General features: G+C 66.6%; 11 protein-coding genes and 1 pseudogene. 6 read left to right on the forward strand and 6 right to left on the reverse strand.

Going from position 1 to position 14,577, the window contains the following annotated elements:
* The first annotated feature begins 32 nt into the window (after positions 1-32).
* A complete protein-coding gene (locus IPI67_33895) occupies positions 33-2,849 on the forward strand; it encodes a valine--tRNA ligase (protein MBK7585169.1) in 2,817 nt (938 codons plus the stop codon).
* 36 nt (positions 2,850-2,885) lie between these two features.
* On the opposite strand, the gene IPI67_33900 is transcribed toward IPI67_33895, so the two are convergent.
* Entirely contained in the window at positions 2,886-4,352 is a 1,467-nt protein-coding gene (locus tag IPI67_33900; GenBank protein ID MBK7585170.1) for an SLC13/DASS family transporter, read from the reverse strand.
* A 38-nt stretch (positions 4,353-4,390) separates the two neighbouring features.
* Between IPI67_33900 and IPI67_33905 the strand changes: the two genes are divergently transcribed.
* On the forward strand, positions 4,391-6,589 hold the full coding sequence (locus IPI67_33905; protein ID MBK7585171.1) for a cyclic nucleotide-binding domain-containing protein: 2,199 nt from the start codon (positions 4,391-4,393) through the stop codon (positions 6,587-6,589).
* A gap of 20 nt (positions 6,590-6,609) precedes the next feature.
* Here the strand turns inward: IPI67_33905 and IPI67_33910 are convergent, their stop codons facing one another.
* Together IPI67_33910 and IPI67_33915 are read right to left on the reverse strand one after the other, a co-directional pair.
* Positions 6,610-6,951, reverse strand: a complete 342-nt coding sequence (locus tag IPI67_33910) for a PilZ domain-containing protein (protein MBK7585172.1) — start codon at positions 6,949-6,951, stop codon at positions 6,610-6,612.
* A 71-nt stretch (positions 6,952-7,022) separates the two neighbouring features.
* A complete protein-coding gene (locus IPI67_33915; GenBank protein ID MBK7585173.1) occupies positions 7,023-9,317 on the reverse strand; it encodes a hypothetical protein in 2,295 nt (764 codons plus the stop codon).
* 96 nt (positions 9,318-9,413) lie between these two features.
* On the opposite strand from IPI67_33915, the gene IPI67_33920 reads away from it, so the two are divergent.
* Positions 9,414-10,385: a hypothetical protein gene (locus IPI67_33920; protein MBK7585174.1), complete on the forward strand. Its 972-nt coding sequence runs from the start codon at positions 9,414-9,416 to the stop codon at positions 10,383-10,385.
* 24 nt (positions 10,386-10,409) lie between these two features.
* On the forward strand, positions 10,410-10,883 hold the full coding sequence (locus IPI67_33925; GenBank protein ID MBK7585175.1) for a hypothetical protein: 474 nt from the start codon (positions 10,410-10,412) through the stop codon (positions 10,881-10,883).
* Here the strand turns inward: IPI67_33925 and IPI67_33930 are convergent.
* Both IPI67_33930 and IPI67_33935 read right to left on the reverse strand, forming a co-directional pair.
* On the reverse strand, positions 10,819-11,673 hold the full coding sequence (locus IPI67_33930; protein ID MBK7585176.1) for a sterol desaturase family protein: 855 nt from the start codon (positions 11,671-11,673) through the stop codon (positions 10,819-10,821). The genes IPI67_33925 and IPI67_33930 overlap by 65 nt on opposite strands.
* Positions 11,670-11,984, reverse strand: a complete 315-nt coding sequence (locus IPI67_33935) for a hypothetical protein (GenBank protein MBK7585177.1) — start codon at positions 11,982-11,984, stop codon at positions 11,670-11,672. The genes IPI67_33930 and IPI67_33935 overlap by 4 nt, the downstream gene beginning before the upstream one ends.
* 175 nt (positions 11,985-12,159) lie before the next feature.
* Here IPI67_33935 and IPI67_33940 point away from each other — a divergent pair, with 175 nt between their 5' ends.
* A complete protein-coding gene (locus IPI67_33940) occupies positions 12,160-12,840 on the forward strand; it encodes a hypothetical protein (GenBank protein ID MBK7585178.1) in 681 nt (226 codons plus the stop codon).
* Between the two features lie 66 nt (positions 12,841-12,906).
* The gene (locus tag IPI67_33945) at positions 12,907-13,278 is read left to right on the forward strand and encodes a hypothetical protein (protein MBK7585179.1); all 372 of its coding nucleotides are present in this window, start codon (positions 12,907-12,909) and stop codon (positions 13,276-13,278) included.
* Positions 13,279-13,381: 103 nt separating this feature from the next.
* On the opposite strand, the pseudogene IPI67_33950 reads toward IPI67_33945, so the two are convergent.
* Positions 13,382-14,336: pseudogene (locus IPI67_33950) on the reverse strand (hypothetical protein).
* Positions 14,337-14,577 lie beyond the last annotated feature (241 nt).

Here is a 14,577-nt window from a genome sequence, read left to right on the forward strand (position 1 = left end):
GCCTCCCTCGCTCGGCTAATACTCCGATCCCCATGAGCGAGCTGCCCAAGGCCTACGAACCTGCGGACGTGGAACCGCGCTGGTACGCATTCTGGCAAGAAGAAGGTGTCTTCCGCGCGAGCGTCGATCCGAAGGACGAACGGCCGACCTACGTGATTGCGCTGCCTCCGCCCAACGTCACGGGCTCGCTGCACATGGGCCACGCGCTGATGGGCACGCTCGAAGATGCGCTGATCCGCCACCAGCGCATGCTCGGCAAGAACACCCTCTGGCAACCGGGCATCGACCACGCGGGCATCGCCACTCAGACGGTCGTGGAGCGCCAGCTGCGCCGCGAGAACCTGAGCCGGCACGACCTGGGTCGCGAGAAGTTCGTCGAGCGTGTGTGGCAGTGGAAAGAACAGAGCGGCGGTCGCATCGTCGAACAGATGCGCGCGCTGGGCTGCTCGGCGGACTGGGAGCGCAGCAAGTTCACGATGGACCCGGACATGAGCCGGGCCGTCAAGGAGAGCTTCGTCCGGCTGTACGAGGACGGGCTCATCTACCGCGCCACGCGGCTCATCAACTGGTGCAGTGATTGCCGCACCGCGCTCAGCGATCTGGAGGTGGAGAACGAGGAGGCAACGGGCGAGCTTTACGAGTTTGCGTATCCGGTGGCCGACGCGGATCCCGCCGCTGGGGTGACCGAGCTGGTGGTTGCCACGACGCGCCCCGAGACGATGCTGGGCGACACCGCCGTCGCGGTTCACCCGGACGACCCACGCTACAAACACCTGCACGGCAAGCAGCTGAAACACCCGTTCGTGGAGCGCGAGATCCCGGTCATCACCGACGCCATTCTGGTCGACATGGCCTTCGGCACCGGCGCCGTGAAGGTCACGCCGGCGCACGACTTCAACGATTTCGCCACCGGCAAACGCCATGGGCTTTCGGAGATCAGCATCCTGAACCTGGACGGCACGCTCAACGCAGAAGCGGGCGCGTTCCAGGGGCAGACGGTGAAGGTGTCGCGCAAGGCGGTGAAGGCCGCCCTCGCGGAAAAGGGACTCGAGCGCGGCACGAAGCCCCACGCGCTGATGCTGCCCCGCTGCCAGCGCTGCAACACCGTGGTCGAGCCGATGATCAGCACGCAGTGGTTCGTGAAGACGAAGCCATTGGCGGACCCGGCCGTCGCTGCGGTGAGGGACGGGCGCACTCAGATCATCCCGGAGGAGTGGGCAAAGACCTACTTCCACTGGCTCGAGAACATCCAAGACTGGTGCATCTCGCGCCAGCTCTGGTGGGGGCATCAGATCCCCGCGTTCCACTGCGAGTGCGGCCACGTGCTGGTGACGCGAGACGAACACCCGGCGGCGTGCCCCGCGTGTGGCAAGGCCGACCCAACTCGCGACGCCGATGTGCTCGACACCTGGTTCTCCAGCGCGCTGTGGCCTTTCTCCACCCTCGGCTGGCCCGAAGACACGCTCGCCGTCCGCCGCTTCTACCCATCGAGCGACATGGAAACGGGCTACGACATCCTGTTCTTCTGGGTGGCCCGCATGATGATGATGGGGCTCTACTTCATGAAAGAGGTGCCCTTCCGGCGTGTGCTCTTGCACGGGCTCGTCGTCGACGAGACCGGCGACAAGATGAGCAAGGTCAAGGGCAACACCATCGACCCACTCGATCTGATCCACGGCTCCGCGTTCGAGAACGTGGTGCAAAAGGCGCTGCCCGGAGCGCCGGTGGCCGAGGCCCTGGCCAAGTTCCGCAGGGCCTATCCGTCCACGGCGCAGATGACCCAGGGTTTCCCGGCGTACGGCACCGACGCGCTCCGCCTGACCTTGTGCAGCTACTCACCCCAGGCCAAACGCATCGCCCTCTCCCCCAAGCGCATCGAGGGTTACCGGAATTTCTGCAACAAACTCTACAACGCCGTGCGCTTCTCGCTGCCGAACATCGAGCTCGTCGAGCTTGCTGAAGCAGTGCCCGCGCCGAAGCTGTTGATGAACCGCTGGATCTTGTCGCGCCTGGCGGAGGCCGTCGAGAGTAGCGATAGAGGCATCGTAGACTTTCGTCTCGACGAGGGTTCGAGCGCCCTCTACCGCTTCGTGTGGGACGAGCTCTGCGCTTGGTTCCTCGAGGCGTGCAAGCCGGTCTTCCTCTCGGGCAGCGAAGACGAACAGACCGAGACCCGTCAGGTCCTCGCCCACACCATCGAGACCGTGCTGCGCGCGCTGCATCCGTACGCACCGTTCGTGACCGAAGAGCTGTGGCAGCGCGTGCCGCGACCCGGAAGCCGACCCAGATCCATTGCCCTCGCTCCTTACCCGAGCGCGAAGGACGGGCGCCCCGACGCCGAGGCCGAACGCTCGTTCGCCGCCGTCATGCGTGCCATCGGCGCCGCGCGCGCCGTGCGCAGTGAGCATGAAGTCCATCCCGGCGCGGCGGTCCCGTTGCGACTCGGTGCAGCCCCTGCCCTGGGCGAGCTGCTGTCCTCGGAGCAACGCCTGATCACGTTCCTGGTCAAGACCGAGGGGCCGCCGGTGATCGAACCGCTGGGCTCCCCGCGCCCAAGCGGCTCGGTGCTCACGGTTGCGGGTGAGGTGGAAGTGCTGGTGGGGCTTCTGGGTCTGGTCGACGCCGAGCACGAGCGCGATCGCATCGCGCGCTCGACCAAGAAGCTCGTGAAGGACATCGAGTCACTGGCCAAACGCCTGGAGAACAAGAAGTTCCTCGACAACGCGCCGCCGGAGGTCGTGGTGGAGGCCCGCGAGCAGCTCGCCGCGCTCGAGCGCCAGAAGGCGCGCCTCGAAGAGGGGCTCTCGCTGGTCGAAGAGCTGAAGAAGGCGCCCGGCTCACCCAGCTGAAGCGTTCGTAGTTCGCCCATTCGGGAGAAACACGAGTCAGATCACGAAGCGCAGGTAGAAATACCCGTATGCCGTGAGGGTAATCGCGGCGAGCACGTCGAGCACGAGGCCCGTGCGCATCATCTGGGGCAGGCGCACGTATCCACTCCCGAAGACGATGGCATTCGGCGGTGTGCCGGCGGGCAGCGCGAAATCACACGAGGCCGCCAGCGCACATACCGAGAGCACGGGCAGCGAGCGCGGGAGCACGTTCAGGAGCAGGTTTACGGTTGCGGTGTTCGAGGCAACGGCCGAGAGCGCGATCGTCACGGTGCTGGCCAGGCCAAGCTGCGCGAGCAGCGGCAACCGCGCGATGGGCTCGAGCTGCAGAGTGATGTAGTCGGAGAGGCCGCTGCCCTCGATCCCGGCGGCCATCGCAAAACTGCCGCCGAGCAGCAACAATGTCCCCCACGGCACCCGAGCGAGCCCCGCTCGAGAGACGCTGCGACTCCCCACCAGCACCAGGGCGGCGGTCATCGCCACGGCGGCCTCGTAGTGTTTGCCGAGCAGCTTGAAGCCCGGGAAAAACCGGGAAAAAACCGGGAAGAGCCAGCCCCGCAGTGGGTCTCCGAACATCCACAGGAGCGCCGCCGCGACGAACACGGTCGCTACCAGCTTCTCCTGTTTGGACCACGGGCCGAGCCCGGCGATTTCCCGCTCCAGCACCTCGCGCCCCTGGGATTTTTCGGGCACGTGTCCCCGAGCGTTCAGCCAGAGCACCCACCAGATGATGGGAATGAACAACACGGTGAACGGCAACCCCACCAACATGTATTGCAGAAAGCTGATCTCGATCCCGAGCTTCTCCGACAGGAACCCGGCGAAGATCGAGTTGGTGCCGGTCCCGATCTTGGTGCCGATACCACCAACGTTGGCAGCATAGGCAATCGACAGCATCAAGCTGGCTCCGAAGTCACCGAGGCGCCTGCCTTCGTGGGCCTGCTCGAGCTGCCGCAAGAGCGCCATGCCGATCGGCACCATCATGACAGCCGTCGCCGTGTTCGAGATCCAGAGCGACACGCTCGCCGTCGCCACCAACATACCAAGCAGCAAGCGCCTCGGCTCGGTGCCAATCGCGCGCATGATGTGCAGCGCGACCCGCCGATGCAGCCCCCACTGCTCCATCGCTGCCCCGATGATCATGCCGCCGAGGAACAGAAGGATGTAGGCGTCGGTGAAGGGTTCGGCCGCGCCGAGTGTGTCCCCGACCGGACCAAGCCCGAAGACCCCGAAGATCGGGTAGAGAAGCAGCGGCAAGCAGGCGGTGGCCGCGATCGGCACGGCCTCGGTGAACCACCACAGAGCCATTAGCGCGGCGACGGCCGCCGCGTAGGCTGGCCGATGCCCGAGTCCGGGGATCCGATGCAGTCCCGACGGCACAAAGGCGATCAGCAAAAACGCGAGCGGGCCCACGCCAAGGCCAATGCGCCTCCAGATGAAAACGCCCTTTTCCTCCGCCGTCACGTGCGCGAACCTACCACGCGGATAAGAGCGAACCGCGCATGTCAATCAGGCCCAAGACCAGCGTCCCCCCATCGTCCTCCGAGCTCGGTTCGAGCGGCAACCCGATCTTGGCCGAGCTGTCAGCGCTCGACCGCGACTGCTTCGCGCCATTCCTCGAGGAGCTCTGGGTCGACCCAGGCACGTTGATCGTACGCGAGGGCGAGCGGGATCGCGCCATGTACTTCGTACTGCACGGCACGGCTCGTATCAGCCGCGGTGGGCTCGACCTCGGAGAGACCGGGCAGGGTGGGCACTTCGGCGAGCTCGCGCTGATCGCCGATCGGCCGCGGGCCGCGACCATCACCGCGGCATCCCGGCTGCAGCTGGCCATGCTGACCTACGACCACTACCGGGACTTCACGGCGAAATTCCCGGAGCTCGCCCTCAGGGTCGTTCACGCCCTGGTCGGGGGTGTCGCCGCACGCCTGCTCGAAGTGACGGACAGCGTCGGGCTCCTGCTCCACGAACGCTCACTGCCTCGAAGGCTCAGCGTGGAAGTGAAGCTCCACGGCGAGACCCGGCGCGCCCCGACCGGCACACCACTCGGCAAGCTGTTGCCCGAGACCATCGACGGCCGACTGGTGGTGGCGGCGCTGGTGGATCGCAAGGCAAGCTCGCTGACCAGCCCGCTCTCGTCCGACTGCAGCCTGGAGCCGCTCACGGTGGATCACTGGGAGGGGCAGAGCATCTATCGCCGCAGCCAGGCCCTGGTGTTGCTCGAAGCGGCGCGTCGAATCAGCCCGGATCTCGACCTGCGCATGGGGCACTCGGTGGGGTTCGCGCAGCGGGTCACCGCCTCTGGGGCGAAGACGACGAACCTGCCCGAGCTGGCGCAACAGCTCGAGGACCACATGCGCGAGCTGGTCGCGGAGGACGCGCCGTTGCGCGAAGAGTGGTGGACGGTCGACGAAGCCAAGGCGCATTTCGCGGCCGTTGGCTGGACCGACCTGGCGAACCTGCTGGATACCTGGCGAGAGCCCGCAGTGCCTCTGGTGAGCTGGGGCAAGGCCTACGCGGTGCGGCTCGGCGCCATGCTGCCGTCGACCGGCAAGCTGTCTTCGGACTTCCGTGTGCTCAACGACGACGGCGGGCTGCTCATGGTCTACGGCACACCCGCGGGGCCCGGCGAGCTCGCGCCACCGGGGGCCTCGGCTGGCTCCCGCTTGCGTTTCTCGGCGTCGCTGGTCGAACAGGCCCGGGCGGTCTCTCAGCAGGCCAGCACCATGACCCGCGATCAGGATCGCTGGCTCGAGACGCTGGGCATCACCAGCATTGGGGCCTTCAACGGCGCATGTATTCGCGGCGACGTCTCACAGCTCATTCGTGTGAGCGAGGGCTTTCAAGAGAAACGCATCGGTCGCGTCGCTGACGACATCCTGGCTCGGGGTCGCGACGTCAAGGTGGTGTGTATTGCTGGGCCGTCTTCGTCCGGAAAGACCACCTTCATCAAGCGGCTGAAGGTGCAGCTCCAGGTCAACGGGATCAACCCGGTCGGGGTGTCCCTCGACGACTACTACGTCGACCGCGAGGACACGCCGAAGGACGAAAAGGGCGACTACGACTACGAAGCCTTCGAAGCGCTGCGCGTGGACTTGCTCGGGGAGCACACCGCGCGCCTCTTGAACGGCGACACCGTGCGCACGGCGCACTACGAGTTCGCGACCGGGGTCAGCCAGCCGGAGGGCGGCGCACCGATCACCTTGGGTGAACGCGACATCCTGATGCTGGAGGGCATTCACGGGCTAAATCCGCAGCTTTTGTCCCGGCTTCCCGCCAGCAGCGTCTACCGTGTGTTCGCCTGCCCGCTGGTCCAGCTGCCCTTTGATCGGCTCACGCGGGTGCACGCGAGCGACGTGCGCCTGCTGCGTCGCATCGTGCGCGATCGTCACTCGCGGGGCGCCACCGCCGCCATGAACATCATGCGCTGGCCGAGCGTGCGCGCCGGTGAGCGCAAACACATCTTCCCCTTCCAGCACCACGCAGACTCGGTCTTCGATTCGTCTCTGGTGTACGAGCTCAGCGTGCTCAAGGTCTTCGCCGAGCGTTACCTGCTGGAGGTTCCCCAGTCGGATCAGGCGTACACGACCGCCTTTCGGCTGCTCGGGTTACTCGACCGCTTCGTGACGATCTACCCGGACCACGTCCCGCCGACCTCCATTCTGAGGGAGTTCATCGGTGGCAGCGGGTTCGAATACTGACGCCGCCTGCGGCCGCAAAGTCACGCTGCGGTGAAGAGCTGATAGGTCTCACGCAACTCGACCAGTCGGCGCTCGCTGACCTCGCGATCGAACTCGACGGCGATCAGCCGGGACAACCAGTCTCCGGTCGGATCGCGATCGATGCGCACGACCGTAGCCGGCAGCTCGAACTGCGGACCGTCACCGCGTGTCCTGAAGCGCAGCCGAACACGCTGACCCACCGTGTACCGGCTGGGAGTGCCCATCAGCACACCGCACTGGCTCACGTTGCGTACGACGCCAACTCGGCCGGGTTTGGCAGGGCTCTCGATGGCGACAGGGAACCGAACCGGGTGACGGAGGTGTCGGCGACTGTGCGTCATAAGCGCACAATGTAGGACAAGGTGGTTTCTTGCAAGCAAATTCTCATCGACTGCAATTCTGGGGGGTAAGCCTACTCGCCGGGCGCTTCGAGCATGAGCAGGGCCGGGCTGACCTGCACGATCCCCTCCAGGCCTGCGGCGCCGAACGCAAACGTCAGGTTCAAGCTTCCGGAGGGCAGCGTGCCCCGCCGGACCAGCTTCGCAACTTCGGGTCCCGCTTTTTCATCCAGCGCGCCCGCCGGCAAGACGCGCTTCTTGCGAGCGCGCTCCGTGCACACCTTGAGTGCACCGCAGCGATCGAGCTCGACCAGGTAGTCCAGCTCCTTCTGCCATAACTCGCGCCACAGCTCGGTCGCGCCCGACGACCCAGCGAACGCCGGTTCCGTCGCGAGCTTCGCGAACTTGTCGCGGTACTCCGCGCGCTCGGCGGCCTTGCTGGTTCGCGCGCGGAGCACGAACAAGTAGCTCGACGCGATCAGGCCCAAGGTCTTGACCTCCGGGTGCGCGATCGGTGCCGTCGCCACGAGTCCCTCCAGGAGCTTGGCGCCGTCTTCCGGGCTGCCCGACAGCGCCCGTGCCCCGGCGTAGTCGATCGCGGCTCGCAGTCGAAGATCGAGCGGCACACCTTCGAGCGTCAGGGGTTTTGCTACTTGCTCGAGCACAGCATAAGCTTTTGGTGTGCGCTGCAGAGCGGCATCACTCTCCGCCAGCATCAAGATCAGGCGAGCGCGATCCAGAGAGTCGGGCCCGTACTCGGGCAACAGCGCGGCGAGCTCGTTGGCAGCAGCGCGCGTGGTCTCCTGATTCTGCCGCACGGTTCCGGACCAGAGCCGCAGCACCTGATAGGCGAAGTAGTTCGAGGCATCGACATCGCGCGGCAGCAGGTCCAGGAGCGGCTGCACGTCCTGATCGCGAAACGAGAGCGCGGCCACGGCCAGCGTCGCTGCACTGGCCAAGGGGTCGTGTGGCGCTGCCTTGATCACTTCCGTCGCCCGCTGGCTCAGGAGCTCGCGCGCCACGGCAGCCACTTTCGACTCGTTCTTGGACACGGCGTCGTAGCCGATGGCGATCGTGTCGGCGAACAGCACGGCTCCCGCGAAATGCGGCGCAGAGGTCGCGGCTTCCTTCGCGGCTTCGCGCATCGAGGTGAGGCGCTCGAGAAACCGCCGTCCCAGCTCCTCCTGTGAAGTGCCCGGCGAAGCCATGGTGCCGTACATCCAGGGAGCGATCTGCACGATGGCGAGGTACCCCTCGATGCCGCGGACATCCCGCCCGCCCCCGCTCTTCCAGGCGCTCTCCAGCTCGCTGCTCATCTTGGCGGTGCGAGGGTCCTGCTTCCAGGCAATGGAACACAAGAACGTGCTGCCCATTCCGAGTGGAAGACCCGGACACAGTCCGTTGTCGAGCTCAGCCTCCGCCAGCGCCGCGGCGACTCCGAGATGTTTGGCTGCCTGTGCCCTGTGCGGCAGCAAGACCTTCTTTGCGTCGTCGAGTCGCCGTACGTCGAGCAACGCTCGAGCGAGATCGAGCTGGCTCGGCAGATCGGTCGCTGACTTCTGCAGTCGCTTGATGCTCTGAGCGGCGCGCGCGGCCCGCTCCGCCCGCTCGACGCGTCCAGCTTGCACGCGGTTCTGCGGTGGATACTTCTTGGCTTCTGTCAGAGCGCTCTCGGTCGCCGCGAGGTCGAGCTCGTGCGCCGTCGCGCGGGCCAGCGACGCCCAGCGCCCGCCGTCGTTGGGGATCAGCTCGACGGAAATTTCCCGCGCCAAACGCACGATGTCCCAGCGCCCGAGGGTCTGAGCTGCACTGTCGATGCGATCGGCCAGCTCGGGCGTGAACGCCGTCGGTGATGCTGCCTCGGCCGCGCGGTCGCGCAACCAGGTCGAGGCGGCGCGCGTGGCAACGGCGCGTACGGCCCCCGGCAGATCTTCATAGCTGGTGTTGCCCGACACCGCGCGCACGGTGATCAGGTCCTGAGCCAGACGCTGGCTGGTTCCGAGCTCGAACAGCGCGTCGGGGGACGAGCCGCCGACGGCCAGGTGCAGGAGCGGTCGTTCGCGCACCAGCGGACTCTCGCGCTTTGCGAGCTCTCGACGCTCGGCTTGACCGAGTTGCTGCACGAAGTTCTGGAGCTCGGTCTGGACCGCCGGCGGCAGCGCGTCGAGCACGGCGCTCGAGCGATCGAGAGACCGAAGGACACGCACCAGCTGCTGGCGTTTGGAGGGAGGTTTGCCCGCATCGGCCGGAGCTGGTTTGTCGGCTGAGGTCTTGCCGGGTGCACCGGAGTGAGCGCCGCAGCCGGCCGCGACGACGGAAAGAAGAGCCAAGCCGAGCGCCAACCGAGAGCCAATGCGAGGAGCAATCACGGGGCGCGAGCTTATGCGGCATGGGCCCCAACGTCATCGCTCGGGGCGTGAAAAAAAGAACAGGACGGGACCTACCCCGCGCCGTAGCCTGGAGGCATGGCTCGGCGGGGCAGCTTCTTCGCGCTGGCGGCGTGTTTGATCGCGGCCGCACTCGACACCGGTTGCTCCGGTGAGTCTTCAAGCGATCCGAGCGCGAGCGGCGGGGCATCGCCGGCAGGTGGAACCGGCGGTGTCCACACCATCGACGGCGGCGGCGGGTGGGGGCCGGGTGGGGCGACGGCTGGGTCCCCGTGCAGCCCCGTGGCCGCAAAACAGCCCTGTTACGCTGGTCCGGTTGCTGCCGCGGGCGTTGGTGTGTGCAAGCTCGGCGAGCAGACCTGCGACAAGAGCGGCTGGGGCGTTTGTGTCGGCAGTGTTCTGCCGAGCACCGAGTCCTGCGGCGACGGTCTCGACGACGACTGCGACGGCTCACCCGACGAGGGCTGCTCGTGCACTTCCGGACAAACGCAGCCGTGTTACGCGGGGCCGCTCGGGTCGGAGAACAAAGGCATATGCAAGAACGGAAAACAAATCTGCGTCGCAGGCGTGTGGTCGCCGAGCTGTGAAGGCAGTGTGTTGCCGCAAGACGAGCTATGTAACGGCAAGGACGACGACTGCGACGGTCAGACGGACGAGGGCAATCCGGAGGGAGGCGGGGCGTGTGCCACGGGGCTTGCAGGGCCGTGCGCCGGCGGGGCCACTACGTGCAGCGCCGGCACTCTGAGCTGCGCTCCCAATGGCAACCCGAATGATCCTGCGTGCAAGCCTTGTGTTGGTTGCCTGGGCGGCCACGCTGACTGCAACATCGCCTGCCAGAAGATCGCGGATCGCCCGGGTGGGAGCTGCGCGGTCCCGAACAGCACGGACCCGGGCAACTGCTGCGCGTGCGCCGCCGCCAAGGATTGCTCGCAATGCCTGGGCGGTTTCCCGGACTGCGACGCCGCGTGCCAGAACGCCGGCTACGCCGAAGGGTACTGCGCCGTCGACAAAAGCACGGATCCGGGGAACTGCTGCGCGTGCCTGAAATGAACGATCTCCGCTTGGAAGGACACGATGAGCAGTGAGAAGCCCATCGAGCTCAGTTTCGAGTCCGAGCTAGCCGCGTCACCCGACGCGGTCTGGGCGGCGGTTCGTACTTTGGAGGGAGTGAACCGCGAGCTGGCTCCGTGGGTGCGCATGACCGCCCCGCGCGACGCCATCACCCGCAGCCTCGAGGAAGCGCGCTTGGATCAGCCGCTGTTCGCCTCGTACCTTCTGGCGTTCGGGCTGGTGCCGTTCGATCGCCACCAGCTACGCCTGATGGCGGCCGGCAATGGCCACTTCCTCGAACGGTCCACCTCCCTCTTGCAGCGGGTCTGGGAGCACGAGCGCTGGGTCGAGCCGAGCGCCGGCGGGACACGCGTGCGCGACCGGCTGCACATCGTGCCCCGGTTCGCGCCGGCCGCGCTGGTCTCCGCCAGTGTCAGCGCGGTGTTTCGCTGGCGGCACCGGCGCCTGCGCGCGCGCTTCGGCCGCGGCGGCGGCTGAGGAGTTCCACCCCGCGAGCGTGGGCGCCGGCGAGCCCGAGCGGTGCGAGCAGGCTGGCCAGGTAACCGCGCGGCCCAGGTTGCACCAAACCGAGGGCGTAACTCTCGTCCGCGGCCGGCCAGCGGAAGGTCCCGAACACGAGATCGACCCAGGGCGCGACGTTGGCAAAGTTGTGCTGGGTGCGAGCCACACGAGCGTGATGAAAGTGGTGCAGCTCGGGAGCGCCGAGCACGAAGGCGAGCGGCCCGAGAGGCAGACGCACGTTGGAATGAATGAAGATCGCCCACATCCCACGCAGAACGATCAGCGCACCCAGCGCTTCGAAGGGCAGCCCGAGCACGATCGCCGGCAGGTTGAGGCAGAGCTGGGTGAACAAACCATCGACCGGATGCTCGCGGTGCGCGGCGAGCCAGTCGAGGTGCTCGACGCTGTGGTGGACCGCGTGGAACCGCCAGAGAAAATCGAAGTGATGGCAGGCGCGGTGAAACCAGTACACGACGACGTCGCCAATCATGAGCGCCATGATCACGCGCAGCCAGAGCGGGTGGTGATCGGACCAGCTTGCGAGCGAGAGGCCGCGCGCGGCGAGCGATTGAGCCAAGAGCGACAAGCCACCGGTGATCAGCCCGGAGAACACCAGGTACTGCCCCGCAAAGAACCAGACATCGGTGCCGAACTTCGGTCGCAAGAAGCGCTGCTCGGGCCGCGCGGGGAATGATCGCTCCAGCGCACCGAAGACGACCGCGAGCAGCACGAAGCTCGCGGCGGTGTCGAGCAAGAGGCGGATCATTTCTGCGGTGCCGCCTGCGACGGTGGTGGGTCGTCGTTCTCTTCGTGCAAATGCACCGAACCCGATTTCGTGCCCGGAAAGAACTCACTCGGCGGGCGCACGGCTTTGCCCCCAGGTTTCACCGGCGGCACGGCTGTCGGACGCTCCGACTCGATCGGCGGCGCAGCCGGCGCCGGATCGGAGGCGATGCCAGGCGCTGCGGCGGTGGCCGGGGCCCGTGTCGGAGCCTCGGGTTCGAGCGCCGTGTCGGAGCGGGTGCAGCCCGCGCTCGCGCGAAACATCGAGAACCCCAGGACCCCGACGGCGAGCATCAACGATCCAACACGGTAAACCCTTGGAACCCTCGATCCATTTTTCATCGAACCTCCGACCCCGCACCCTCGGCGCGGCTTGGTTGCCTGACCCAAACGCAGCCTGGCAATCTTCCCAGGCCTTCGGAGTGTGACCGGGTTGCCGGGGCGCCGCCCCTGGTCCAGAGTCGTCGGGATGCGGGGACCACTGTTTTCGGTCGGAGCGGCCGCCGTCACGCTGACGGTCTCGCCCGCATCGGCTGAACCCAACGCTCCACAGACCGTTCTCGCGACGCTGAGCCGCATCGAAGGAAATCTGCAGCAGTCACGCTACACCCATGCGACGCGGGTGGACGAGCGCACGGGGCGCTACGAGTTCGACTGCTCGGGCATGGCCGCCTGGGTGCTCCGGCGGGCTTCACCCGTAGCGCAGAGCGCCGTGGCCTATCGGTCGAAGGGCGGTCGCGCCCTCGCCAGCGACTACTATCGGCAGATCGCCGCCACCCGCATCGGCCGCGCGCGCTACGGTTGGTCACGCGTGGGGCGCGTGACGGACGCGGCGCCGGGCGACGTGATCGCCTGGCTGCGACCCAAGGAGATCCGCTCGCCCAACACCGGACACGTCGCGTTCCTGCTCGCAAAACCTGAGCCCGTGTCCGACGTGCCCCACGCCTACCTCGTCAGGATCGCCGATGCCTCGAGCTACCGGCACGACCACGACACCCGAGAGGGGAGTGACCGCACCGGTTTCGGAGGCGGCACCATCTTGGTCATGGCCGACCCGGAGACGGATGCACCGATTGCGTACGGCTGGGTCGGCCTGAGGTCCGCCTGGATGCTGCACACGCCGATGGCAATCGGGCGGGTGGTTCGCTGAGCCAGGCGAGGTTCGTGCTCCCACAGCGAACGCGACCGCGCTGTTTGCGCGGTGTAAGATGCCGCCATGCTTCAACGCCCGCTCATTGGCCTCACTCTCGTGCTCGGCGTGACGTCGAGTTTGTTCGCCTGCAGCTCGGAGAACACCACGGAGGCGCCGAAGAACGACGCCGCGGCGTGTGAAGACTACTCGGGCGTCTGGAAGATCAACGCCTGCCTGATCAAGACCTGCACGATCGCGCAATCCGGCTGTGACGTGACGTTCAACTGCGACCCGTTCCTGGGGCCCGTGATCACGGCGACCGGAACGGCTTCGAACAAAGACGTCACCTTCGACAGCTCGAGTGTGACGTGTGTGATCGCCACCGCCGGCAACGGGCTCACCGGCACTTGCACCAACGACGCGGGGCAGTGCCAGTTCAACGGAACCCGCGAGTAGCGTGGGCTCGGCATCGGGATAGGGGCCCCGAGAGTTTGCCTCGGGGACCCCTCCCACACCACCCGGCATGCGGGTCCGCACCGGGCGGTTCGAAGAGTTGAGGCTACGCGGCGAGCCGGGGCACACCCAGCGCGTCGAAAAGCTCGTTGGGAAGTGCGATGTGGATCGCCATGGCCGAGTTTCTCCACCAGCGCCGGCCGTTGGCGGCCACCTGGGCCGCGGCGCGTTCCGAGAGACCTCGGAGACGCAGCTCGCGGTAGATGGTACGCCCTCGCTTCCATTGCTTGAGGTGGATCGCTCGCAGGCGATGGCGGATCCATTCGTCGAGGTCGTTGAAGATGCGGGGCGTATTGGCAAGGCAGAAGTACCCCTTCCACCCGACCAGGTAACCTCGCAGCTCGGCCACGACCTGCTCGATGCTCCGCCCACGAGTTCGTCTCGTGATGAGCCGTACCCGTTCCTTCATCGTCGTCAGGGCTTTGTCCGCAACCCGGTGCTTCACCACGCCACCCGGCGCCACCCAGAGGGAGTAGCCGAGCAGTTTGCGGTTCCACACCCGCGCCACGGCGCTCTTCGACTCGTTGATTTGGAGTCGGAGCTTCGCGTAGAGCCGCTGTAGCAGCCCCATTACGCGCTCGCCCGCACGCTTGGACCGCACGTAAACGCAAGACCTGCAACAGGGCTTGCTGAATGAATCGGTCGAGCACGGTCGGGATGCCAAGCTCGCGCACCCCACCGCCTCGTTTCTCGATGAGCCGCTGCCTCACCGGCGCGGGCTGGTACGTCCCCGAAAGCAAATGCTCGCGAAGCTCGGCCCAGTGGGCGCGCAGATGGTTGGGCAGCTCATCGACCGTCATCCCATCGATGCCGGGACTACCCTTGTTCTTCCTCACTCGCTTCAGCGCGGCTTGAAGGTTCCGGCGGCTGACCACCCGTTCCATCAAGTCACTCGTTCCCGAGCGCTCGTCTCCGTACGTCGCCGTCGGCGCTTCCTCGCTCCGCTTTCCTCTCGGGGCTTCACCCCTACCCACCAGCGGCAGCTCCAGTTGCCTGGACATCTGAGGCCGTTTGCCTTCGAGACCCACGGTCGTTTCTGCCTCCTCTTCGTTCGGTCCTTGGCCGCCGCCGGCTACTACGACCTCGGCTGACTTCTCGCGCCGCTGCTGCGTCACCCTTTCGAGCGTGAGGCGAGATCTCCCCAGGTAAGAACGCTGTCCTTCACCGCACGACCGCCGGATTTACGCCGCCTGAGCTTGGTCATCGGAGCTTCGCGGTCACTTGCTCGCTCGCCCCGCTCGG

Source organism: Myxococcales bacterium (genome assembly GCA_016706225.1).
Classification (GTDB): domain Bacteria; phylum Myxococcota_A; class Polyangia; order Polyangiales; family Polyangiaceae; genus JADJKB01.

What these genes read in the sequence shown, in the direction of transcription:
- IPI67_33945 (MBK7585179.1), top strand. Translation starts at nt 12,907, where the DNA reads ATGCTTCAACGCCCGCTCATTGGCCTCACTCTCGTGCTCGGCGTGACG.
- IPI67_33910 (MBK7585172.1), bottom strand. Translation starts at nt 6,951, where the DNA reads ATGACGCACAGTCGCCGACACCTCCGTCACCCGGTTCGGTTCCCTGTC.
- IPI67_33895 (MBK7585169.1), top strand. Translation starts at nt 33, where the DNA reads ATGAGCGAGCTGCCCAAGGCCTACGAACCTGCGGACGTGGAACCGCGC.
- IPI67_33930 (MBK7585176.1), bottom strand. Translation starts at nt 11,673, where the DNA reads ATGATCCGCCTCTTGCTCGACACCGCCGCGAGCTTCGTGCTGCTCGCG.
- IPI67_33925 (MBK7585175.1), top strand. Translation starts at nt 10,410, where the DNA reads ATGAGCAGTGAGAAGCCCATCGAGCTCAGTTTCGAGTCCGAGCTAGCC.
- IPI67_33940 (MBK7585178.1), top strand. Translation starts at nt 12,160, where the DNA reads ATGCGGGGACCACTGTTTTCGGTCGGAGCGGCCGCCGTCACGCTGACG.
- IPI67_33905 (MBK7585171.1), top strand. Translation starts at nt 4,391, where the DNA reads ATGTCAATCAGGCCCAAGACCAGCGTCCCCCCATCGTCCTCCGAGCTC.
- IPI67_33920 (MBK7585174.1), top strand. Translation starts at nt 9,414, where the DNA reads ATGGCTCGGCGGGGCAGCTTCTTCGCGCTGGCGGCGTGTTTGATCGCG.
- IPI67_33935 (MBK7585177.1), bottom strand. Translation starts at nt 11,984, where the DNA reads ATGCTCGCCGTCGGGGTCCTGGGGTTCTCGATGTTTCGCGCGAGCGCG.